The sequence below is a fragment of the Desulfogranum marinum genome, from assembly GCF_963675105.2.
GTDB lineage: Bacteria > Desulfobacterota > Desulfobulbia > Desulfobulbales > Desulfobulbaceae > Desulfogranum > Desulfogranum marinum.
Genome location: NZ_CAXXRO010000002.1, coordinates 610,739 through 634,336, shown reverse-complemented (window position 1 = coordinate 634,336; position 23,598 = coordinate 610,739). Strand labels below are relative to the sequence as shown.

15 protein-coding genes are annotated in these 23,598 nt (G+C 44.8%); 10 read left to right on the top strand and 5 right to left on the bottom strand.

Going from position 1 to position 23,598, the window contains the following annotated elements; all coding sequences use genetic code 11:
• The first annotated feature begins 123 nt into the window (after positions 1 to 123).
• The 10 genes from ACHZCY_RS03555 (at position 124) to ACHZCY_RS03510 (ending at position 19,018) form a co-directional block, all read left to right on the top strand.
• A complete protein-coding gene (locus ACHZCY_RS03555; protein ID WP_319547863.1) occupies positions 124 to 2,403 on the top strand; it encodes a PAS domain S-box protein in 2,280 nt (759 codons plus the stop codon).
• 140 nt (positions 2,404 to 2,543) lie between these two features.
• Complete coding sequence (locus ACHZCY_RS03550; RefSeq protein WP_319547862.1) at positions 2,544 to 5,204, top strand: hybrid sensor histidine kinase/response regulator; 2,661 nt, start codon at positions 2,544 to 2,546, stop codon at positions 5,202 to 5,204.
• Positions 5,205 to 5,262: 58 nt separating this feature from the next.
• Positions 5,263 to 8,604, top strand: a complete 3,342-nt coding sequence (locus tag ACHZCY_RS03545; protein WP_319547861.1) for a chemotaxis protein CheB — start codon at positions 5,263 to 5,265, stop codon at positions 8,602 to 8,604.
• A gap of 37 nt (positions 8,605 to 8,641) precedes the next feature.
• Complete coding sequence (locus ACHZCY_RS03540) at positions 8,642 to 10,381, top strand: PAS domain-containing sensor histidine kinase (RefSeq protein WP_319547860.1); 1,740 nt, start codon at positions 8,642 to 8,644, stop codon at positions 10,379 to 10,381.
• 214 nt (positions 10,382 to 10,595) lie between these two features.
• Positions 10,596 to 11,237 carry a cobalamin B12-binding domain-containing protein gene (locus tag ACHZCY_RS03535; RefSeq protein ID WP_319547859.1) on the top strand — a complete coding sequence of 214 codons (642 nt, stop codon included), beginning with the start codon at positions 10,596 to 10,598 and terminating at the stop codon, positions 11,235 to 11,237.
• A 17-nt stretch (positions 11,238 to 11,254) separates the two neighbouring features.
• Entirely contained in the window at positions 11,255 to 12,265 is a 1,011-nt protein-coding gene (locus ACHZCY_RS03530) for a uroporphyrinogen decarboxylase family protein (RefSeq protein ID WP_319547858.1), read from the top strand.
• Between the two features lie 29 nt (positions 12,266 to 12,294).
• A complete protein-coding gene (locus ACHZCY_RS03525; RefSeq protein WP_319547857.1) occupies positions 12,295 to 13,815 on the top strand; it encodes a GGDEF domain-containing protein in 1,521 nt (506 codons plus the stop codon).
• A gap of 637 nt (positions 13,816 to 14,452) precedes the next feature.
• Positions 14,453 to 15,961 carry a diguanylate cyclase domain-containing protein gene (locus ACHZCY_RS03520; protein ID WP_319547856.1) on the top strand — a complete coding sequence of 503 codons (1,509 nt, stop codon included), beginning with the start codon at positions 14,453 to 14,455 and terminating at the stop codon, positions 15,959 to 15,961.
• Between the two features lie 82 nt (positions 15,962 to 16,043).
• On the top strand, positions 16,044 to 17,516 hold the full coding sequence (locus ACHZCY_RS03515; RefSeq protein ID WP_319547855.1) for a flavin monoamine oxidase family protein: 1,473 nt from the start codon (positions 16,044 to 16,046) through the stop codon (positions 17,514 to 17,516).
• 263 nt (positions 17,517 to 17,779) lie between these two features.
• Positions 17,780 to 19,018 (top strand): glycosyltransferase family 4 protein, encoded by a 1,239-nt coding sequence (locus tag ACHZCY_RS03510; protein WP_319547854.1) that lies wholly within the window; start codon positions 17,780 to 17,782, stop codon positions 19,016 to 19,018.
• A gap of 13 nt (positions 19,019 to 19,031) precedes the next feature.
• On the opposite strand, the gene ACHZCY_RS03505 is transcribed toward ACHZCY_RS03510, so the two are convergent.
• From ACHZCY_RS03505 to ACHZCY_RS03485, 5 genes are all read right to left on the bottom strand, one after another.
• Positions 19,032 to 19,892, bottom strand: coding sequence for a protein phosphatase 2C domain-containing protein (locus tag ACHZCY_RS03505; protein WP_319547853.1), 861 nt, complete (start codon positions 19,890 to 19,892; stop codon positions 19,032 to 19,034).
• Between the two features lie 324 nt (positions 19,893 to 20,216).
• Positions 20,217 to 20,918 carry an ABC transporter ATP-binding protein gene (locus tag ACHZCY_RS03500; RefSeq protein WP_319547852.1) on the bottom strand — a complete coding sequence of 234 codons (702 nt, stop codon included), beginning with the start codon at positions 20,916 to 20,918 and terminating at the stop codon, positions 20,217 to 20,219.
• Positions 20,911 to 21,666, bottom strand: coding sequence for an ABC transporter ATP-binding protein (locus ACHZCY_RS03495; protein WP_319547851.1), 756 nt, complete (start codon positions 21,664 to 21,666; stop codon positions 20,911 to 20,913). Before ACHZCY_RS03495 ends, ACHZCY_RS03500 begins: the two co-directional genes overlap by 8 nt.
• Positions 21,659 to 22,651 carry a branched-chain amino acid ABC transporter permease gene (locus ACHZCY_RS03490; RefSeq protein ID WP_319547850.1) on the bottom strand — a complete coding sequence of 331 codons (993 nt, stop codon included), beginning with the start codon at positions 22,649 to 22,651 and terminating at the stop codon, positions 21,659 to 21,661. Before ACHZCY_RS03490 ends, ACHZCY_RS03495 begins: the two co-directional genes overlap by 8 nt.
• Positions 22,651 to 23,565 carry a branched-chain amino acid ABC transporter permease gene (locus tag ACHZCY_RS03485; protein ID WP_205221914.1) on the bottom strand — a complete coding sequence of 305 codons (915 nt, stop codon included), beginning with the start codon at positions 23,563 to 23,565 and terminating at the stop codon, positions 22,651 to 22,653. Before ACHZCY_RS03485 ends, ACHZCY_RS03490 begins: the two co-directional genes overlap by 1 nt.
• Positions 23,566 to 23,598: the final 33 nt, after the last annotated feature.

Sequence of the window (23,598 nt, the reverse complement as noted above, 5' to 3'; positions counted from 1 at the left end):
TGTATTTGCAGAGGATACAAGAGGACCGCAATAATCGTCAATGAGAATTATCGACATTTATGTTACCTCTTTCCATAGAGCTATACGTAAGAGTACTAAAATAGAAACACTACTGAAGAACCAATGGATTCGACCGCACTTTTTTTGGTAATTGACGATGACCCTGATCTCCTTGAAGGCATGGCTCGCATTCTTCGCCGGGATGGACATCAAGTTATAACCGCGTCTACCGGGGCGGAAGGGATTCGTTTAGCTGTAGAACAACAACCTGATATAGCTGTTGTTGATGCCGTGCTACCTGACATGAATGGCCTTGAAGTATGTCAACACATTCAGGCTTCGCTACAGCCTGGAGTAATTGATACCATTCTTATTTCAAGTACCCAAACTGCGGCAGAGTACCACGTTAAGGGTTACCATGCGGGAGTGAGTGAATATATATCTCGCCCTTTGCCCAATGCAGAGTTTTTAGCTCGGGTAAACGCCAGGCTCAAAGAAAAAAATACCAGGGATTCCCTAAAGCTGGACCGCGACAAAGCCAGAGAGGTATCAGACAGAGAGAAACTTCATCGAATTGATTTGGAAGAAGAACTTCAGACAATTTTTTTTCAAGCCCCGATTGCTCTGTTTCTGACAGATGGTGATGCGAGAGTACTCAAAGCCAATCCAGCCTTGGCTAAAATATTTGGTGGTGATGTTGATTCGAAAATTGGTGAGTCCTGCGGAGTCGCTTTTGACTGTTCACGCAACGCAGATCACACAGAAGGCTGCGGTTTTGGTCCGTTTTGTGCAAAATGTGGTGTACGAAGTGCCATTACCGATACATTCTCCACCGGCCAGTTCCATACGGAGCTTGAAGTATGCCTGAGATGCATGCAGGAAGATCGAATTGTACGATTTTCAACCAGTCTTGTTGTTGTCTCGGGAGAAAAGAGGGTGTTTGTCTGTATGGAAGACGTGACAGAACGTAAGGCTTCTGAGATTGCTCTTTATAAAAACGAAGAGTTTTTCAGGCGCACTTTTGATCAGTCCCCCATTGGGGCCGCTATTATTAGTCTCGACTATACGTTTCTCAACGTCAATGACGAACTGTGTACAATGACCGGATATCAATCATCCGAATTATTCAGTCAGCATTTTTCTGTTATTACCTGTGCCGAAGATTTATCCTTTTACCTCAAGCAAGCCGAGGACCTTGTCGAGGGCCTCATCGATTCGTATGAGATGGATAAACCTCTTGTCCATAAAAGTGGAAAAAAGATATGGGTGCGCCTGTCAGTTCGATTGATCCGGGATAATGAGGGAAACCCCATGTATTTCTTGCCGATGATGATTGAAATTGATGATCGTAAACGGATGGAAGAAGAAAAGGATATTCAGCTTGAACTCTTTTCCATCATCGGCAAGCAAAATGACCTGCACAAAATGTTAGAGAGTGTCTTGTTTTTTTTCAAGACCTGGTCTGGTGTAGATGCCATTGCTATTCGTCTTAAGCAAGGAAAGATGTTCCCCTATTATGCATCCATTGGTTTTCCAGAAGAATTTATTCGTACAGCAAAAAGCGTGTTCACTACGGATGATAAGGGCACACGATTTTCCTGCGGAGAAGATGAGCAACATTTAGAGTGCATGTGTGATTTGGTTATTAATGGTCGACATGATGCCTCGCGCCCTTTTTTTACTGCTAGAGGGAGTTTTTGTTCAAATAACACCAGTCTGTTTATGACACGACATGACACTCCCCACATGTATCATGGCATGCCGAATCATTGTAATGCGGCTGGGTATGAATCAGTTTTACTGGTTCCGCTACAAGTAGGTGAAAACACCTTGGGCCTGATTCAACTCAACCACAAAGAGGCAAATCGTTTCTCCTCTGAATTTGTCTCGTTGATGGAGCGACTTGCAGGGCATATTGCCGTGGCTATTGCCCAACAACTTGCCGAGCAAAACTTGAAAATAAAGCAGGCAGAGCTCGAGGAAATGAATGCTGCCCTCAAAGTACTGCTCAGGAATCGGGAAGAAGACCTGCTGGAGCATGACCGCGGGATATTAATCAATGTCCATCAGCTGGTTTTACCCTGTATCGAACGATTAAAGCTAGGAGCCCTTGATACCCAGCAAAAATCGCAGCTCAACGTGCTGGAAAGCAACCTGAAAACAATCACCTCTCCTTTTGCAAAAAATTTATCTTCTGTAAAGAGTGCTCTCACCCCTTCATTAGTGCAGGTTGCAGATATGATAAGAAAAGGACTCACCAATAAAGAAATTGCCAGGTTGCAGGGAATTTCCGTCAAATCGGTCGAAACGTATCGAAAACGCATTCGTGCTCGACTCAATTTGCAAAATTCAAAAATTAATTTAAGAGCCCATCTTATGAGTATGGAGCAGTGGGACAATTAATGTCCCGTTTTGGTCCCGTTAAAACCTGTTGTCTTTTCCTTCCGTATTGAAGAATATCAGAGGTAATTCAACTTTGTTCTTGCCATTCTTGTTGCGAACTGGCGGGAAACACTTCTATCAAGACAGCAGGTTCACGACAAATGCCCAAAAGTATTGTTTTTTCAGAACATGAAAAAAATAAGGAATCAAAAATCATACATTGTGAGCTCTTACCTGTCCCGTATCAATCTCTTGATATGGATGGGAATATCCTGGAAGTAAACCAGCTTTGGCTTAAGACTCTTGGCTATAGCCGTGAAGAGATTATCGGGACTTCTTTTGTTGATATTATTTATCCTGAGGACATCGAAAGCTTTAATGCGAAGTTTTCTGCTCTACAGCACAGGGGTACTGTTTTAGGTGTTAAATTTCGAATATTTAATAAAAACGGCACAATAATTTGGTTTTCATTTGAGGGTACCTGTGAGGAGCATGCAGAAGATGGATCACGCCAGATTCATTGTCTCCTCTTTAATATAACAGAACAAAAAACAACGGAGGAGAGGCTGCGGGAGAGTGAAAATAAATTTTTTCTCGCCTTCGATGCCAGCCCTGATGCAATCAACATAAACCGCCTTGAAGATGGCCTCTATATAGACGTTAACAAGGGATTCACAGAGCTAACAGGTTTTACCAAAGACGATATTTTTGAAAAAACCTCACTGGATATCAACATTTGGCACGATCCTCTAGACAGACAACGGTTGGTGCAAAGTTTGCAAAGGGAAGGTGTTTGCGAAAATATCGAAGTAAAATTCCGCAAAAAGGATGGCAGCGTTACCACTACGTTAATGTCTGCCAAGATCATTTCCCTGGAAAATACCCCTCATATTCTATCGATAACCAGAGATATAAGTAAGTTAAGAGCTGCCGAACGGCAAATTCTTGAACAAAATATACTTTTTGAAACGATGTTTAACGCCATCGATGATGGTGTGGTAATCACCGATACAGACCGAAAAATTCTCTATGCTAACAAAGGGATGGAAAAAACTTTCGGTTATTTACCCGAAGAATTAAGAGGGAAAACCACAAAAATTCTCTATGCTGCCTCTGATGCATATCAAACAGCAGGCAAAAGGATTTTCGGCAAAGATGCGCAGCAAGAAGACAAAGTGTATGTGACTTCATACAAACATCGTTCGGGAAAAGAATTTCCCGGCGAAACCTTCGGCGTAAAACTCTACGACCAAAATGATAAATGGATAGGCAACTTGGGGGTAATGCGTGATGTCTCCAAACGCATGGAAAGAAAGGCTGAACGTGACCGCTTAATTGCTGCAATTGAACAAACCCGTGATGCTATTGTCATCACTGACAAAGATGCAAAAATAAAATATGTCAATCCAGCCTTTGAAATCATCTCCGGCTATACCTCTGAGGAAGTGTTTGATAAGAACCCGCGGATCTTGAAAAGTGATGAGCAGGATGCATCTTTTTACCAGGATTTGTGGCAAACGCTTAACAGCGGCCAAACCTTTAAAGGCCGCATGGTGAACAAGCGCAAGGATGGTGATTTTTTTACAGAAGAAGCAACAATATCTCCTGTTTTTGATCCTGAGGGACAATTGGTTCACTTTATCGCCGTTAAACGCGATATAACTGAGCAGATATCGCTGGAGTCTCAATTGCAGCAGGCTCAGAAAATGGAGGCTGTCGGTCGGCTCACAGGTGGGGTTGCTCACGATTTTAATAATATTCTCGGGGTGATAATTGGTTACACCGAGATGGCGCTTGAGGACGTTGATCCCAAAGACAACCTTTATGGATTACTAGGGAAAATCCTTAATGCTGCTGAGCGTTCTGCGACTATTGTTCGCCAATTACTCGCTTTCTCAAGGAAGCAGACGATTTCTCCGAAAGTTATCGATTTAAACAGCGCGGTCGCAAATATGTTGCAGATGCTCCACCGCCTAATTGGTGAGAACATCGACCTCACTTGGGTTCCGGACTCGGACACTCTCATAATCAAAATAGATCCAAGTCAAATTGATCAGATTCTTGCCAATCTTTGCGTAAATGCTAAAGATTCTATTACCGGTTCTGGAAATATAATCATTGAAACAGCGAGGGTTACCTTTGATCAGGAATATTGCGCAGACCACTTCGGGTTCTACCCTGGAGAGTTTATCCAGCTGTCTGTGAGCGATAACGGGTGTGGCATTGATAAGGAAAATCAGGAGCATATTTTTGAACCATTCTTTACTACCAAAGGGCTGGGGGATGGCACAGGGCTTGGGTTGTCAATGGTTTACGGCATAGTCAAACAAAATGGAGGTTTCATAAATTTGTACAGTGAGCCAAACAAGGGAACCACTTTCAAATTGTATTTTCCATCTTGTGATGAGGAAAATCGAAAAACAGGAAAAGTTATTACCTCTAGCAATAGGAAGAGCTGGGGAGAAACTATTTTGCTGGTAGAAGATGACCTTACTGTATTGGCAATGACCCAAAAGATGCTTGAAAAAATAGGATATAGTATTTTGCCTGCTAGCAGGCCAAGTGAAGCTATACAAATTGCAGAAGATTATTCCGGAGATATTGATTTGGTTTTTACTGATGTCGTTATGCCTGAAATGACCGGAAAAGAAATGGCTGAACGTATTAAGCCACTTTATCCCAACGTCAGTGTGCTGTTTACTTCAGGCTACACTGCCAACGTGATTGCACATAATGGAATTTTGGATGAAGGTGTTCAGTTTATCCAAAAACCATTTTCTCTCGATCAATTAGCCCACACACTACAAAGTATTTTGAGCTGAAGTACACAATGGAAAGTATTCCCATGGCTTTAAATAAGTTTGCTGTTGAGTATAGGATATGAAAACCAATAGAAAAACAGGTAGCACACAAAAACCTAAGCACTATGTAGGTATCGGAGCGTCTGCAGGCGGCCTGGAAGCGATCGAACTGTTTTTCAAAAATATGGAAACAACGAGTGGGTTGGCGTTCATAGTCGTCCAGCATCTTTCCCCCGACTATAAAAGCTTGATGGTCGAATTGCTGTCAAAAAAAACCGCGATGCCGGTTCACCGTGCTGAAGAAGGTATGGAAGTCCTCGCTAACAACGTCTACCTTATCCCTCCTAAGAAAAATCTTACCATTTTTCATGGTAAGCTGCTGCTGAATGATAAGGTCATCAAGCAGGGGATCAACCTGCCTATTGATATTTTCCTTAAATCACTTGCCGAAGATCAAGCCAACAATTCCATAGCTATCATTCTTTCAGGTACAGGCAGTGACGGGACCAGAGGCGTGAGGGCGATTAAAGAGCTCGGCGGAATGGTTATGGTGCAGGAAGAAGGAAGCGCCAAATTCGACGGTATGCCTAGATCGGCCATCTCAACAGGGGTTGCCGATTTTATACTGGCGCCGGAACAAATGCCGGAACAACTCCTCGCTTATGTGGCTCACCCTTATGTCACAGGGGAAAAGCAATCTGATCTCTTGTTGCAAGACGCTGATGCCCTGACCCGGCTTTTTGCTGAACTACGAGACAAAGTCAAGGTCGACTTTACCCATTACAAGCCAACTACCGTCACCCGCCGCATCGAGCGCCGAATGTCGGTCAACCAGATCAATGATTTTGAAAAGTATGTTGAATATCTGCAAAACTTTCCCGGCGAGGTAACCGCTCTCTACCGCGATCTGCTCATTGGAGTCACCAATTTTTTTCGAGACCCAAAGGCCATGCATGAGTTGGGGGAAAAATGGCTGCCTGAATTGCTGCAAGGCTCCAACAACAGGGAGATACGTTTTTGGGTAGCGGGTTGTTCGACTGGAGAGGAAGCTTATACGCTTGCCATACTTGTAAAAGAGGCCATGGAGAAATCTGCAATCAGTCGGGATGTCAAAATTTTTGCTACCGATATTGACAAAGATGCTCTTGTTTCGGCAAGTACAGGAATATATCCCGAAAGTATTATAGGTGACCTGAACCCGAAAATTGTTGCCAAATATTTCTACCATAAAGAAGAAAAGCTGCAGATTGCCAGGCACTTACGCGAGATGGTCGTGTTTGCTCAACACAACGTTATCAAGGACCCACCCTTCACCAATATCGATCTGATAAGCTGTCGCAATCTCCTTATCTATCTACAACCTGTTCTTCAGCAGAAAGCCTTTGAAATGTTTAATTTTTCTTTAAACCCGGGTGGCCTGCTTTTTTTGGGTACCAGTGAAAGCATCGGCGAGATGAAAGAATGCTTTACGTCAGTGCACCATAAACACAAGATTTATAGATCAAAAGGTAAGCCTCAGTCTTTGCAAAGCAGACTTATCAGTCAAACCCGGGAAGATAAAACGTATTCCACTCAGCCATTCACCAACCGAGGACGGGATCGGCGAGTTGCAGATCACGACGGCAATCGCATCGTTAAGCAATACCTGGAGATAGCGACTCAATACTATCTGCCACATTCCGTTATCGCCAACGAAAGTCTGGAGCTGGTCCATATTGTCGGTGACACTGAAGGGTATTTTAAAATACCCTCAGGGCCGGCCGAATACAACATCACAAAAATGGCAGTACCAGAACTGGCCATACCTCTTTCTACAGGTGTACAAAAAGTTTTTCGCACTGGTGAACCTCTACATTATACGAATATCAGATTGCAGCGGGCACAAGGTGCGCGAACAGTTCGTATCCGCATAATCCCCCTGCCGGAGAAGAAAGGTTTTGACCCCTTGGTGGCTATTTTTTTTGAAGAAATAGATAGCCGACCTACAATTGGTACAGAAGAGGCCACCTGTTACGATGTGGGCGAAGAAGCGCAACAGCGTATTGCCGATTTGGAACAGGAGCTGCAATTTGCCAGAGAAAATTTACAGGCAACCATCGAAGAGCTGGAAACCTCTAATGAAGAACTGCAGGCCACTAATGAAGAGCTGCTGGCAAGCAACGAAGAGTTGCAAAGTACAAACGAAGAGCTGCAATCGACCAATGAGGAGTTGTACACCGTCAATGCAGAACATCAAACTAAGATTATAGAACTCACAGAACTGAATAACGATGTTGATAACCTGTTAACCAGCTCCCGCATCGGTACTCTTCTGCTCGATGAAAACATGGAAATTCGAAGATTCTCTCCTGAAATCGTCAATATCTTCCATGTCATGGAAAAGGATATTGGTCGTCCGCTACACCATGTCGCCCATCGGTTGATCAATATAGATCTAACTGAAAAAATTAAAAATGTTCTCCAGACAAATCAGATGATCGAACAGGAACTCGAATCATCAAGCGGTCGTTATTATCTTGCCCGCATCATTCCCTATGCAATTGGCCCCAATGCATATTCAGGCATAGTGCTAACCTTCATAGATATAACTGAGACAAAAGCAATAAGGGATCATCTTGCCCATAGCCGACAGACCACCTTGGATATCAGCCAGTACATGCCGTCCGGCCTGTTTGTGTATCAGCAAAATGATAAAGGTGAACTGTTGTTGGAGAAAAGCAATCCCGAGGCGGAGCGTATGACCGGGATACGCCTTGAAAAGTATAGGGGAAAACGTTTTGAAGAGGTATGGCCGGCAACTGACCGAGATGGGCTTGTCGATAAGTTGCATACCGTGATGGCAACCGGTGAAACCTGCTATCTGGAAAACTATGAATATAAAGATGACAAGTTAGAGGGAGCCTATCGGATCCACATCTTTCGTCTGCCGGAAAATAGATTGGCTGTAAGTTTTGAAGATATATCAGAACAGCAACGCATGAGCCGTGATTTGGAGGAGGGTGAGCGCAAATACCGGAAGCTTTTTGAAACCATGGCCCAGGGCTTGGTCTATCAGGACTGCGATGGGAAAATCATATCGGCTAATCCTGCTGCGGAAAAGATCCTTGGGTTGACCTCAGACCAGATGCATGGGATTGACTCCATGGATCCCCGTTGGCAGGCCATCGCTGAAGATGGATCGGTACTGCCTGGAGAAAAACATCCGGCAATGGTTGCTCTTTCCACCTGTCAACCAGTCTTTGGTTTCATAATGGGTGTATACAGTCCTGCCTTTTCAGCTACCAGGTGGATTTTAGTCAATTCAAGTCCTCAATTTCATCATAATGAACAACAACCATATCAGGTGTACTCAACCTTTGAGGATATCACTGACCGCTACTGCCTCTTAGCCGATTGTACCAAAACTAAAAGGCACAAGTAGGTTCCCGCAATGTAGATCACAAGCATAACAATAAGCTATGTCACAAAAAAAAGATGAGAATAGCACTACACTTCGCTGTAGAGCAGAAAAGCTCCTTAGCGGGCAATATATAAACACTGACTTGGAGAAGAAGGAAGATCTTCATCAGCTCATCCAAGAACTTCAAGTTCATCAGGTCGAACTTGAGCTGCAAAATCAAGAATTGCGTGAGGCTGAATCCAAGCTTGAACAAAATCGTGCCCGCTATATGAAGCTCTACCACAATGCACCAGTGGGCTATGTAATTTTAAACCAAGCAGGAATTATCAGGGAAACAAACACAACTTTTGCCAATATGGTGGGTGCAGAGAGTCCCCATATACATGGTAAACCCTTTGCTGAATTCCTTGTACCTGTTGATCAGCCAATCTTTCGTGCCCGCCTGAGGTCATTTTTCAAACAGCCTATCGATAAACATATTGAGCTGCGTCTAAAATCAAATGACAAATCAGTTAGATATGTCGATCTTGCGGCCACGATGCAAAATAGCTATGAGGTTTTGGAACAAACAGCCAATGAACTGCTTGTCACAGTCTCTGACGTAACCACCCGTGTAAAAGCCGAGCAGTCTTTGCAAAAATTCCAGGATTTTATCGTGGCTATTATTGATTCACTGGATTCAAATGTCTGTGTTCTCGATAAAGATGGAACTATTCTGCTGGTAAATGAAGCATGGAGACGATTTGCGGCCGAAAATGCATCCAGCACGAGCAATCTTGTGGAAGGGGCAAATTATCTGGATGTTTGTGACAATGCCCAGGGAGATGAGACAGAAACGGAAACGGCTCGTCTTTTTGCTGCTGAAATACGTGCTATCTTAAAGGATGAGAAAGATACATTCACCTTTGAATACCCATGTCATTCACCGGATGAACAGCGTTGGTTTACAGGAACGGCGACAAAACTGATCGCCGATAATGGTTATGGGAAAATCGTTTTGCGGCATCAAAATATTTCCGCGCGCAAGCAACTCGAACATGAGAGAATTAAGCTGCATAATCAATTGAAACAAATAGAAAAGGCGGAGAGTCTCGGCGTCATGGCAGGAGCAATAGCTCATAATTTTAATAATATACTAGCTGCAGTCGTAGGAAATCTTGAGCTTGCACAGGACGATGCTCAACGAGAAGGAGAGACTATAACTCCGCTTGTTAAAGATGCTTTGTCGGCTGCCTGGAGAGCCTCGGAATTAAGTAGTCTTATGCTTACCTATCTGGGGCAAAAGGCCTCAGCTAGACAACCTGTAGATTTTTCCTTGGCCTGTAATCAAGATTTTCACCTGATCGACCTCGCCAAGCCACGTGGTATAACAATAACTACTGATTTTCCTGCTCCCGGACCATGTGTCATGGTGGACAGGAAACAGGTTCAGCAAATTGTCTCCAATCTGGTTATCAATGCCTGGGAGTCTATAGATGGTAAACCTGGTAATATTCACCTGACCATTTACGTTGCACGTTCTAAAGAGATTACTGATAAATTTCGATACCCTCTCGAATGGCAGCCGCAGAAACACAATTACGCTTGTCTAACCGTACAAGACAATGGATCCGGTATATCAAATGAGGATATTGAAAAAATTTTCGATCCTTTTTTCACAAGCAAATTTACAGGTCGGGGCATGGGCCTATCGGTGATCCTTGGAATTCTTCGCTCGTACGAAGGGGGCGTTACTATTAAAAGTACAATCGACCAAGGTACTGTTTTTAAAATCTATATACCTGTTTTTTCTCCTTGATTATGCCTGAGTATTGCAGCTTCTATGAGGTAAGGTTAACCGGTAATCATTATGTGGTTGGTTAACTTTTTTCCTATCCAGATTTTGTCGTTTTTTTTCGGGAAAGCTTCGCCTGTAAGAGATTATCCGAGGCCGAATAAGACAGGCTGAATATCAGTGGTAATCACGACATATAACGTACAAATATAATTGTAAAAATTTATCGGGTAATAAAATGTCTGAAGATTTAGAAAAGAAACAACAGCTGGTAAGAGCTCTTGTATCTGTCGATAAATCAGCAGTTTCTGAAATATTAAGCACTGAGTTTACTACAAAAGGAATTGACCATGTTGCCGATACTCTTCAGCAAGCTCTTGAAGAGATTGGAACGGCGTGGGAGAACGGCAGCATGTCTCTTGCTCAGGTCTATATGAGTGGAGTAATATCTGAAGAGATTTTAAACAGTATTCTACCTGCAAATTATTTGAGCAAGCTGACACAACCAAAAATCGGGACTGCAGTTTTCCTTGATCATCATAATCTGGGGATGAAAATTGTTTCCTCTCTCGTTCGGTCTGCCGGCTACCCTGTAGTAGACTTGGGAGTAGGAGTCAATGTTGACAATGTAATTGATTTTATAGGAAAAGAAGAAATTAAAATCTTACTCATTTCTGTATTAATGCTTCCGTCAGCTTTGGCTGTGGAAGAGTTAACCCAGGAAATAGCAAGGACGTATCCTGATGTAAAAATAGTTGTTGGTGGAGCTCCTTTTAGGTTGGATACAAATTTATCGGAAAAAGTGGGTGCTCATGAGATGGGTAAAAATGCCGGTGAAATTTTCGAAATCCTTTCCCGGCTTAAGAGGGAGTTGATATGACGACACCGATGACATCCATGGAAAGAGTTCTCTGTAGCCTAAGTCATAATGAGCCGGATAGAGTGCCTCTTTTCCTGCTCTTATCTCTCTATGGTGCCCGAGAATCAGGGCTTTCGCCAAAAGAATATTTCTCAAAACCTGACAATGTGGTCAAATACCAGTTGTTCATGAAAGAAAAATACAGGAATGACTGCTTCTATACCTTCTCTTATGCAGCTGCAGAAACAGAAGCTTGGGGCGGAGAGGTGTTGTTTCCTGCGGAAGGTCCACCAAATGCTGGAAAGCCCGTGTTTACAATAGATGGCATTGATCGTCTGTATGTACCAGATATACAACAGGTGCCAAGTCTTATGCGGGTATTGGAAGTTACAAAGCAGCTTGCGACGAAAGCCAAAGGAGAAATTCCGATTATCGGAGTTGTTATGTCGCCCTTTTCTCTACCTGTGATGCAACTAGGCTTTGAGACGTATCTTCAGCTCCTTTATTTTGATCAGCCTCGATTTATCCAACTGATGAAAATCAACAAACAGTTCTGTCAGACTTGGGCCAATGCGCAATTAGAGGCCGGGGCGACTGCTATTTGCTATTTTAATCCTCTCTGCTCTACAGACATTATAGAAAAATCACTTTATCTTTCTACAGGGTATTCTGTGGACCGTGCAACAATCGCCGCAATAAAAGGGCCTGTTGCCACCCACCTTGCCTCGGGGAGAGTGGTGCCTATTGTTAACGAAATTATTGAAACTGGAAGTCAAATTTTAGGAGTTGGAATTGATGAAAGTGTTGAATTGATTGAGAAAAAGACCAAGGGTAAGATCACTTTGTTGGGGAATTTAAATGGAGTCGAGATGCCGAACTGGAGTGAAGAAACAGCATCTGACAAAGTTCGGGAAGTGATTCAACAAGCAGCTCCTGGAGGAGGTTTTATCCTTTCTGATTCGCACGGCGAAATTCCCTGGCAAGTGCCTGAAAAAGTCCTCATTTCAATTTCTGATGCCGTTGAAGAATACGGCTATTATCCGGTGTAGAGAGTGGGATACTTTTCAGAGGGAAGAAATTGAAGAGATTTAGCATTTTTGTGTGTGAAAATTATATTCCTGAGTTCGAGTACCTGGTAAAGAAAGAACAGCTTGACGACATTGAACTGGTATCTTTTCCGACTTTTTGTGACGGCGGATTTACTCCGAATGAAATTTTCGACAACCCTGCGTTTCAAAGAAGTTCTTATTCCAATGCAGTGTTGTTTTGTGGCCAAACTTGTCCTGCTCCGAAAAAAGCTTCAAATGGAGAAGGGTGGTTTCAAATAGTTGAATCTCCTTACTGTTATTCTAACTTGATAGGAAAACGATTTTGCCGTTTTTTTGCTGAAGAGGGGTATTATGTTGTTAGCTTAGGTTGGCTTAATAAATGGGATTTCCATTTGAAACGCCAAGGTTTTACCCAGGGAACTGCCAGGGAATATTATAAGAGTTGGTGCCGTAAGTTGTTGTTTCTTGATTCTGGAATTGATGGTGCGGCCAAAGATAGACTTGATAAACTCTCTGCATATTTGGAAATACCTAATCAAACTATCCCGGTAAATATAAATTCTTTGCGGTTGTTGGTCAAAGAGAAGCTTTATGCCTGGAAATTAAAACACAGCTTCCCCAGCATCAATAAGGATAGTCAAGTACGAGAGATTCAGGAACAAAATGCCAATAATGCGGCAGCACTCCACATTATCTCCCGAATTGCAATGGCTGGATACAAGAGAGATGTAATTTCCATGCTGGATGAATTTTGGCTGCTTATCTTTGGCGCCACCCGGAGCCGCTATTGGCCGGATGCCGATCCAGAGTCTGATTGCCCAGACCGCATTAAAAACTTAGAATTACCAGATGGGCAGTCGTTTATACTGGATGATGAAACCACAACCTTATACGCTCCGCTTAAATTGGGTGGAAATAATTACGGGGTTTTTGAGGCGGGAGGCTTTCTTTTCCCTCAGAATATCAGTAAATACAATGAGCTTTTTAATTCAGTTATAAAAATCGCGGCGTTAGCTATCTCTAATGCCCAGCGTTATGAAGAGCTGGTTGCCTCTCGGAATCAGTATGAGTACATAAGCTATCACGACGATCTGACTGGATTGTACAATCGAGCTTACTATAACAAATTATGTTCTACACTTTCCCTCTCTTATCCTGGAGGAGTATTTGTAATTGATGTTGATGGATTAAAAAATGTCAACGATACTCATGGTCACTCTGCTGGGGATACTTTAATACAAGTTGCTGCAAGTACTTTAAGAAAGATTTTTCGGGCCAAGGACGTTGTTATACGACTCGGGGGCGATGAATTTGTGGTTATCATAGAGGATTGTGACGAGCAACAAGCAGAAACCCTTCTACGACGTCTGCAGCAGAATATGTCAGCGGTAGATACAACATTGCATGATGTCGAATTAAGTATGTCTATTGGCTACTTCGTCACGGAAAGTGAGGAAGATAGTCTTGAAGAGATGGTGCATAAGGCCGATTCCAAAATGTACGAGCATAAACGAATAAAGAAAGAGGGGCTTTCTTACCGGGGAGAATAATCTAATTGTCCTTTGCACAGGCTGCGTTGCGAATCTTTGACAGCCGTTTGGAAGGTGCGATATTGGAAATGGCAGAGAGTGAGCAAAGAAAAAGTACCCCTGATAGGACAGCCGTACAAAAACTTGTTACTCCCTAGAGTCTAATGTGTTCCTTTAACGTGCATTTGCGTACGAATCTGGGTGGTACCCTTTATACGCCTACACATCGAGTCTGTCTTCCAGGCTGTGATTGCAGCTGCACAGTCGTGCCGTTCTACGCCACTTTCCCTTTTTCTATGATCTAATGGCGCTCAGTAATTTTAAAGAGAGCCTGAATGTTTTTACCAACTACCAAAACAGATCCCTTTGCCTTCAATGTCTCTAACCCATGCCAAGTTTATTGTCGTGCAAGCTTTGATAACATTGATTTGAGTGTAAAGAACAGGCCACTAAGGTAGAAAATTTTAATTAAAAATCAAATTGCTACGCGTCTTGAATTACGGCCTTGCGTGAGCTTAATGGTTTATGAGATACTCATCTGAAGATGAGAAGCAACAGTCGGTGGATGGGATTCCTATGCTGTTTTTTCTGGTTGAGATGTTGTGCAGTGTTTGAGGGGTACTCCGAATTTTGAGTTGTTTAACGACAAGGGTGAAAAATGATTGGAGCTGAAAAGCAGGTTGAAAGACAAACACCGCTTCGTCGATATGGTGACATAACTGTCCGGTCGTCAAATGCTCATATCGCTCGTCTCGCTTTTTTGCTTGCCAGTGTTCTTATCATTCTGGCCTCAATATCGCTGGTTTTCATCGGCCGAATTGCCTCGAAAGAGGCAGATCGTATAGCCATCGCCGATCAGCAGCTTCTGCTTGAAAATGCTCTTGATAATTGGTTTGTCATTATTCGCAGGGATCAGTTAAGTCTTGCCCGCTGGGATAAAGCTGTTCGAAAGATAAGTCTTCGCTTTGATGAAGATTTTGTGGTTGATGAATTTATCGATTCCCTCTGGTTTGATTTTGGTCTGGACCGAAACTTGCTCGTGGGGCCGAACAACAATATCCTTGTCAATTCGCGAGGCGAAGAAGTGCAGTTTGGTGCCGGCGTTCTTGCTGAAACTGATTCGCTATACAGGTTTGTTGAAGAGGCGCGGGCACAGTATTTTAAAAATAGGATAACCTTGGCAGGTGGTTACGGACAGCAATCGATTAGCTCCGGAACACTCCATAGCCATACTGTTCATGGTTTCCTTGAACTGGACGATAAGGTTTCCCTTGTTCATGCCATGGCCGTAGTTCCTGATGATGGCAACTCCGTCTTGCCGGATGGAAATCCTGTAATACTGATTTCAGCCCTCTATCTTGATAGTGAGCTGATCGAAGAGCTGAATGCCCAGCTTGCATTTTCACATCTGAAGTTTGGACTGCAATCTGCAGCATCCGCATCTTTGAACCATCACCCTGTTACATCACCGGCTGGTGAAGCACTGGGAGTTTTTTCCTGGCAGGGTAATCTTCCAGGGGGGCATATTTGGGAGACCGTTATTCCGGTAATTGCGGTACTGGCTGTTATGCTGGGTGCGCTGGCTTTTATTATTGCCTGGCGGATTGGCAAGTTGACCGTTTCCCTTGCAAAAAGTGAGGAGCAAAATCGTTTTCTGGCCATGCACGATACTCTCTCCGGCCTTGCCAATCGTCTCCAGTTTATGCGGGCCTTAACAGCCGCACTGGAGCGTCTGCCTGAGGTTCCTTTTTCGCTTGTGCAGTGTGACCTCGATAAATTCAAACAGGTCAATGATACCCATGGGCATGGGGCTGGTGATACGGTGATTAAGGTTGTAGCCAAACGTCTGACAACTGCGGTTCAAGGTGCCGGCCTGGTCTGCCGAGTTGGAGGTGATGAGTTTGTGATCCTTCTCGATCTTGTAGAACGTTCTGCTCTTGAAACGGTGGCAGCACGGATCATTGCTGATGTCTGTCAGCCTATAGAAGTTGAGCATGGAGTTTTTGCCCGAGTTGGAGTCAGTCTTGGAATTGCCACCGCTCCATCCCATGGAGATATTGCGGAATCACTCATGGCGGTTGCAGATTCAGCATTATATCAGGCGAAGGAACAGGGGCGAAATAGGGCTGTTTTTGTTGAAGATGTACTAGAACAGTATGTGGGGTAGGCAGGATTTGAGGTCGGCGAATGCAACTATTTGAAGATGAAGAAATGCGGGAAGTTCAAACTCCGGCGGGTGAGGTGGCCTTGTGATACACTTTATAATTTTGTTTCTTATTTGCTTCTTACCCTGTGCTGCCTTGGGAGCAGGAGAGGTTAATGATACGCCGAAGGTGTATGATGTCGTCATAGTTGGCGGTGGCATAGCAGGGCTAACTGCTGCCTATAACCTGGACGATTACGATGTCCTCCTTCTGGAAATGAAAAAAGAGGTCGGCGGCAGGGCATCAACGGGTCAGTATCGGACAGTTTCCTTTGCTAGAGGAGCTGAATATCTGGGCAAGCCAGAAGATGCCTTGGCTGAGATGATTGACGAATTGGGCCTGACCCTGCGCGAGATACCGGCTCCGGCCGATATTGTTTTTCGTGGTGGAAAGTTTTATGTCGGTGAACTTGGTAAGGCTCGCCTGCTTGTAGAAAAGAGTAATATTGGCGAGTTTAACCGTTTTGCCCGACGTTTACAGGAAATGTATGACACATATGATGAAATTCCGGATATTTCTCTGAAAGGCGAATTGGCCAGGATGGACAACATAACGGCAAAACAATGGTTTGACGAAAATCACTTTCCTCAGATTTACCATGAAGTTTATAATGTTACTGCAAGAGGCCTCTTTGGGGCTGCTCTTGATGAAATTTCAGCTCTTGCAGTACTGCCTGAGTTTGCCTTTGATTTTGATGGCTTTGAAGGCGTAGACGATGAAGATGAGTTGGCGCTGGAGTTGTCTGAGACCGATGGTTCCACCGGCATGTATACCTTTGATAAAGGTATTGGTGCAATTCCTGTTGCCCTGAGCCAGGATCTGGGTGATTCGATCCGGACAAATACCCGAGTGACGGCCATCGCAAGGGTAGGAGAGTTGTTTGAGGTTAGCTGTATAGAGAATGGTAACAAGGAACTCTCCTACCGGGCTGAAGCTGTGATCATTGCAACCTCCGCAGCTGTTGCGCTTGATATCGGTGATGGGGCTCTCAGCGGTCGGCAACGGCAATTACTTAGCAGTGTTGAATATGCCCCTTACGCGACCATAGCTTTATTCAGCGACAGCCCGATCTTTGACAAAGGGTTTGATCTGGCCATCGAAGATGGCAATATCCTTACAGACATTTATTATGCCTCATGGGTTGCAGACCATTACCTACCACGTAAAGGAGAGAACCGTGACGCCTGGGGTTCAGTTATCTGTGCTGCCCCGAAATCGTATAGGGACCACAGTCTATTGGAGTTGAGTGACAAGGAATTGCTGAGTGAAGTCCTCATCGCGATCGACAAAGTCCTGCCTGGTTCCTCCGCACACGTGGTCGGACATGAGATCACCCGTTTCAGACATGGCTTTCCTGTGATGACTCCCGGCAGTTACCAGCGGATGGTAGAACTTGATAAGGTAGATGGACAAGGTTTGATCCTGGCTGGTGATTATCTTATCTATCCGACCTTTGAGGCGGCAGCCTCATCAGGGTATTTGGCAGCCGAAAAAGCCATCGAGTGGCTCTCGGATTAGCTTGCAGTTTAAACCAGACGCGGGAGAGTCCTTACTTCGCTTAGTTTTGAGTTGTCAGGCTTTGATAAGAGAGGGGCGGGTAGAGGAAGGGGAGGAACTGTTTTTCGAAGAAAAAAAGGTAAAATGAACTGCAAGACTGCCAGCCTTATAAAAAGCTCGATCCATAGCAATGAATACGGGGAGATAGTATATTACAAACGACTTCAAACTGAAAAACGCTCCGAAAACAGCCTGATGTGCTTAACAGCTAAAAAAAGCATCCCATGAGAATCCTGCATCTTATAAGCCAGCATCCCGAAAGCACCGGCTCCGGCTATTACCTTCGTAATGTGATCGCACGCGCTGCAGCCCATGGCCATACAAATGGCCTTGTTGCGGGTTTGAGCGGGACAATGGAGGTAGAGCTTGAACACGTTGTACCGGAACATTGCCATTTCGTACGTTTTGAAGCCGGTGGTCCGGATTTCACAATCCCTGGGATGAGCAATGTTATGCCATACCCCAGTTCTCGCTTTTGTGACCTGACCAACGAACAACTCGATACCTATGAAGATGCCTTTGCAAAAGTCCTGTCTCTGGCTGTTGCGTCTTTTGCTCCGGACTTGATTCACAGCCATCATCTCTGGCTTGCCACTTCGGTTGCGTTTCGAAAATTTCCAAAAATTCCATTGGTCACCTCATGTCATTCCACAGATCTTCGACAAATTATTCAATGCACACATCTGCACGAACGGGTTCTTGAACCGTGTAGATCCCTTGACCATATTTTAGCGCTCAGTATTGCGCAGAAGGAACATATCAGACAGCTCATCAAGCTAACGGATGAAAAAATCGCTGTTATTGGAGCAGGTTTTGATCCCGAAATCTTTAGGATGAAAGACAAGGAAAGCGCGCCTCCAGTGAAATTGCTCTACGCTGGTAAGCTCAGTTTTGCCAAAGGAGTGGATCGGCTACTCGAAGTGTTCACCACCATGGATACTACCAACCTGCACCTGCATCTTGCTGGGTCAGGGAGTGGGAAGGAGAAAGAGAGGTGTCTTGAACTTGCTGCGAAGTTGCCTCACAAAATTACGGTCCACGGTGCAATCGACCAATCCAGATTAGCAGAACTCATGGGGAGATGTCACATTTTTATTCTCCCTTCCTGGTACGAAGGCTTGCCGCTTGTTCTCCTTGAAGCGATCAGCTGTGGGTGCAGGGTCATCACCACGGAACTGTCCGGCTGCATGGAGTTGTTGGGTCAGGCTGATAGCGATCATGTCCGATTTCTACCGCTGCCGTCGATGAAGAATGTTGATACACCAGAAAAAACAGAACTGCCAATCTTTGACAGCCGTTTGGAAGATGCGATATTGGAAATGGCAGGGCGTGTGCAAAGAAAAAGTACCCCAGATAGGGAAGCAGTACAAAAACTTGTTACTCCGTACAGTCTTGAAGGCTTCTTTTTGAAAATTGAAGAGATTTATGAAAGGATTGTAGGTGAAAAACCTTTGCAAAAGTGACCAGGCTAAAATTTTAACAGCTGATCGACACTGCTGCGATGTCGTCATGGGTTTTAAAGCGAGGATAGCGTCTGTTATCAGGGTCCCGGCGCTGTACATCTCTTACGTAATCCCGTACTTCTTTTAAACCTCCGGCCTGATACAAGTCTACAAAACAGGCCCAGTCATGAGGTGCTTCCGGATTTTCACGGGGGATGAGCAAGCCATCTGTAAAAAGCAGCACATCAGTGACCTCCGCAAGTGAGATGCTCCCGCTTTGGACAAAGTTGAGCGCTTCATTCTCTCCATTAAGCACACCATAATCGATGTTCATTCGTGATCGTACTTTGAGGATTTGCTCTGATAGGACCTCATAAATGGAACACTTGTCACCACTGTATGCCTTCCACATGGAGAGTGTTTCTCGGTCGATATCCATTTCTTGAGTCAGCAACCTATAACCACCATCCTCAGTAAGGATAAGGATGGAAGCATCTCCCAAAGAACAATACTCTAGCCTATCCTCTGTTAATCGAACAACTGCAAGGCTTGTAGACCAAAGACCATGCCGTTGGTCGCTTGCGACTCCGGCATCTTCCTGGACTATACGAAGGCGGTTATTTGCCTCCACTACACTTGTATACAGATCATGCCCATTTTTACGGAAGGATTCAGCGGCAAGTGTTGCGGCAATATACCCACCAGTTAGCCCCTGGCTATATCTTCTTTTAGATAAAGACGTGGCTCCGTCAAAAACTCCGTACAGGCCATCATCATTGAGAAACAGATCTTCATTGGTTTCCCCGCTACCTTTTTCATGTACGACTTGCACATCCGGCAGCTGTAGCGAGGGATATGAGGATGGTGTGAAAGATGGTTCAATTGTAAATTGCATAGGTTTTTACTATTTGTGAATTATCGATTGTCCTATGATAACCACCCTGGCAATTATTACAAATATGGAATTCCTATCCGGTCGAGAGTTTGGATTAAGATTCCTTATAAATATGGATTTACGACAGAGGAATGGAGTATCCAGTTTGTAACTGAACTGCGAAGCAGCGTGGATGCGTTATGCTTATCCACACTACGTAACAGACGGATAACCGACGAAAAAGTAAGTGCAGATTTTGTGGAGAACCGGTGGACGATATTAGCGCAATCTACCTGGCCATTGATTCGCGTATTAACATTTCCTGACAAATCTGGATGCTACCCTTTATACGCCAAGAAATTGAGTCTGCAATTCAGGCTGTGATTGCAGTTGTGAAGTGGTGCCAGTCCATACCACTTTCCCTTTTTCTATGATGTAATGGCGTTCTGCAATTTTGAAGAGGGCTTGGATGTTTTTATCGACCACCAAAATAGCCAATCCCTTAGCTTTCAATATCCCTAGCCCGTGCCAAATTTCTTGTCGCACAAGCGGGGCGAGCCCTTCAGTGGCTTCGTCCAGGATAAGGAGGCGAGGATTTATCATTAATGCTCTGCCGATAGCGAGCATTTGTTGTTCGCCGCCGGAGAGTTGGTTGCCGTAATTATTTAACCGCTCACCGAGCCGGGGGAAGATGGTCAGTATATCAGCGAGGGTATAGGGTGATGATGAATGGGTATAATCGGCAGCAGTAGCCAGTAAGTTCTCCCGTACCGTTAGAGTGGGGAAAATTTGTCTCCCTTCAGGTACAAGTCCTATCCCCAATCTTGCAATAGAATAACTAGGGCTACGATCAATAGATTTACCGAGAAAGGATATCTTTCCCTTAGATATAGGCGTCAGCCCCATTATTGAGGAGATGGTAGTACTTTTTCCCATTCCGTTTCGGCCAAGCAATGTTACCACCTCACCTTCCATGAGGTTGAGGGTTATTCCAAACAGGGCCTGGCTTTGCCCATAATAGGTTTCGATACTCTCGACCTTAAGCATCTACGGATTCTCCAAGATAGGCGGCCTGCACTTCTTTGTTAGTCCGTACATTGGAGGGTGAATCTGTTAATATATTGTGGCCATACACCAGGACCGTCACCATATCTGCCAATGAAAAAACCACATCCATGTCGTGTTCTACCAAAAGAATGGTTACCGAGCCTTTAAGGCTGGAAATTAATTTGGAGAGTTCAACCGTGCCCCCAGAGCCCATACCAGCCATGGGTTCATCAAGGATAAGCAGCTCCGGATTGCCGACAAGGGCCATACCAACTTCAAGCTGCCGTTTTTCGCCGTGCGAAAGATGGCTTGCCTTTAACCTGGCTCGATGGCCAAGATCGACTCTTGCCAGCGCATTATCAAGATTTGCTGTAACGATACTGCTTTTTAAGCTGTTTCGCCAAAAATGAAAACTGTGACCGTTGCGGGCATTGATTGCGAGGGCCATATTTTCAGCGACGGTCAGATTTTCGAAAATATGGGTTATTTGAAAAGAGCGGGCTATTCCGAGACGGGCACGCTTGTAATCGCTCATGCGGGTAATTTCACTGGATTTATATATTATCCTGCCACTATCGGGAAAGATATCACCGGTAAGTTGATTGACGAGCGTGGTTTTCCCGGCTCCGTTGGGACCTATCAGCGCGTGTATATGTCCTTTTTCAATATTTAAATGCAGATCTTGGGTTGCCTGAATGGCACCATAGGATTTGTTGAGGCTAGCAACTTCAAGAAGCATTTCAGCCATGATCTTTTCCCCCTCCAACAAGCACGCCGTAAAGCCCTCTTTTGGCAAAGATGACAACCAGTATCAGAAACGGACCGAGGTAGAGCATCCAATGTTCCGTATACATGGCAAGAAATTCTTCTAAAAGCAGAAATGCTGCTGTTCCCAACACTGGGCCAAACAAGGTGCCGAGTCCTCCAAGCAGCACCATGACCATCAACTCGCCGGAAAGGGTCCAGTGCATAAGACCGGGACTGACGTATTCGGTTTGGTTTGCAAGCAAGGCTCCTGCTAATCCGGCACCAGCCCCGGCAATGACAAAGCAGGCAAGTTTATACCCATAGGCATTTATGCCAAGCGCATTGATACGTCGCTCATTATTACTGCAGCCGCGAATGACTATTCCAAAAGGCGATGCCACAAGACGGGTCGTAAAGAGGAGAAAAAGTGAAAGCAGCAGGAGGCAGAGATAGTAAAATTGGAGGTCGTTGCCCAAGTCTAAGCCGGGAAGGGTTGATCGTGCATACATCGATAATCCATCATCGCCGCCATATTTTTCAAGAGAAACAAAAAAATAATAGATCATCTGCGCAAAGGCCAGGGTGATCATGATAAAATGCATCCCCTTGGTCCGTAAACTGAGCGCGCCAATGACAAGGGCAAAGATGGCGGATACAAGAACGGCCAGAGGGATCACTATCAGCCCGTTTTCACTGCCTTCTACAGTAAAAGGGTGGGTAAGCAGTGGTTCCATCTCTGCTGAATGGTAAAAAAATATGCCGACAACATATGAGCCGATGCCGACAAAGGCAGCATGGCCCAGGCTTATCATTCCGGAAAATCCGAGTAGCAAATCAAGGCTTACTGCTGCAATGGCATAAATTAGGATTCGGGAAAACAAAGAGATATAATACTCCTGGCCAAGCATGGACGCCGCAATGGGGAGTATTGCCAAAAGGAGAGCAACCGCTGCTATACAAACGTATTTTCGAAATAAAGGATTCATTAACTGTGGGCAGGGAAAAGGCCCTTAGGTTTCCAGACAAGGATTGCAGCCATGAGTATATAAATGGCCATGGATGAAAGCGATGCCGCTGCACTGTCTGCGGTTGCAGAATCAAACAGAAAACGGAAGAGTGCTGGTAAAAATGCTCTGCCCATGGTGTCTACCAGACCAACCAGTAACGCCCCGGCAACAGCACCGCGAATAGACCCGATTCCCCCTATAACAATCACAACAAAGGTAAGAATGAGAATGCTTTCTCCCATGCCCGATTCAACGGCGAGGATGGGTCCGGCCATCACTCCTGCCAGTCCGGCAAGTGCGGTTCCCATGCCGAAAACAAGCGTGTAGAGCAGCTTGATATTAACGCCGAGAGCACCTATCATGTCACGATTGGAAGCGCCTGCTCTGATCTGCATTCCGATTCGTGTTCGCGAAAAAATGAGCCATAGTACCAGGGCGACCAGAATGCCCACACCGATAACAGCCAGCCTGTAGGTCGGATAAAAAAGACCGGGCAACAACTCAATGTTGCCGCTGAGCCAGGGGGGGACATCCATAAACAACGGTTGACGTCCCCAGATAATGCGGGTGAGCTCATTAAAGAACATGATAAGACCAAAAGTGGCAAGTACCTGATCCAGATGTTCTCGATTGTACAACTTTCTGAGCACAATGATCTCAACCACCATGCCGCAGACCGCAGAAGCGGGCAGGGCGGCTGCAATGCCGAGTAGGAAAGAGCCGGTATATACAGTCACCGTTGCCCCTACATAGGCACCAATCATGTAAAATGAGCCATGGGCAAGGTTGATCACCTGCATAATGCCGAAAACCAGGGTTAACCCGGCAGACATTAAAAACAGGGTGATTCCAAACTGGAGCCCATTAAGGAGTTGTTCAACGACAAGTAGCATAGACTGTGAGAGGGCCGGTTAACGGCCCTCTAT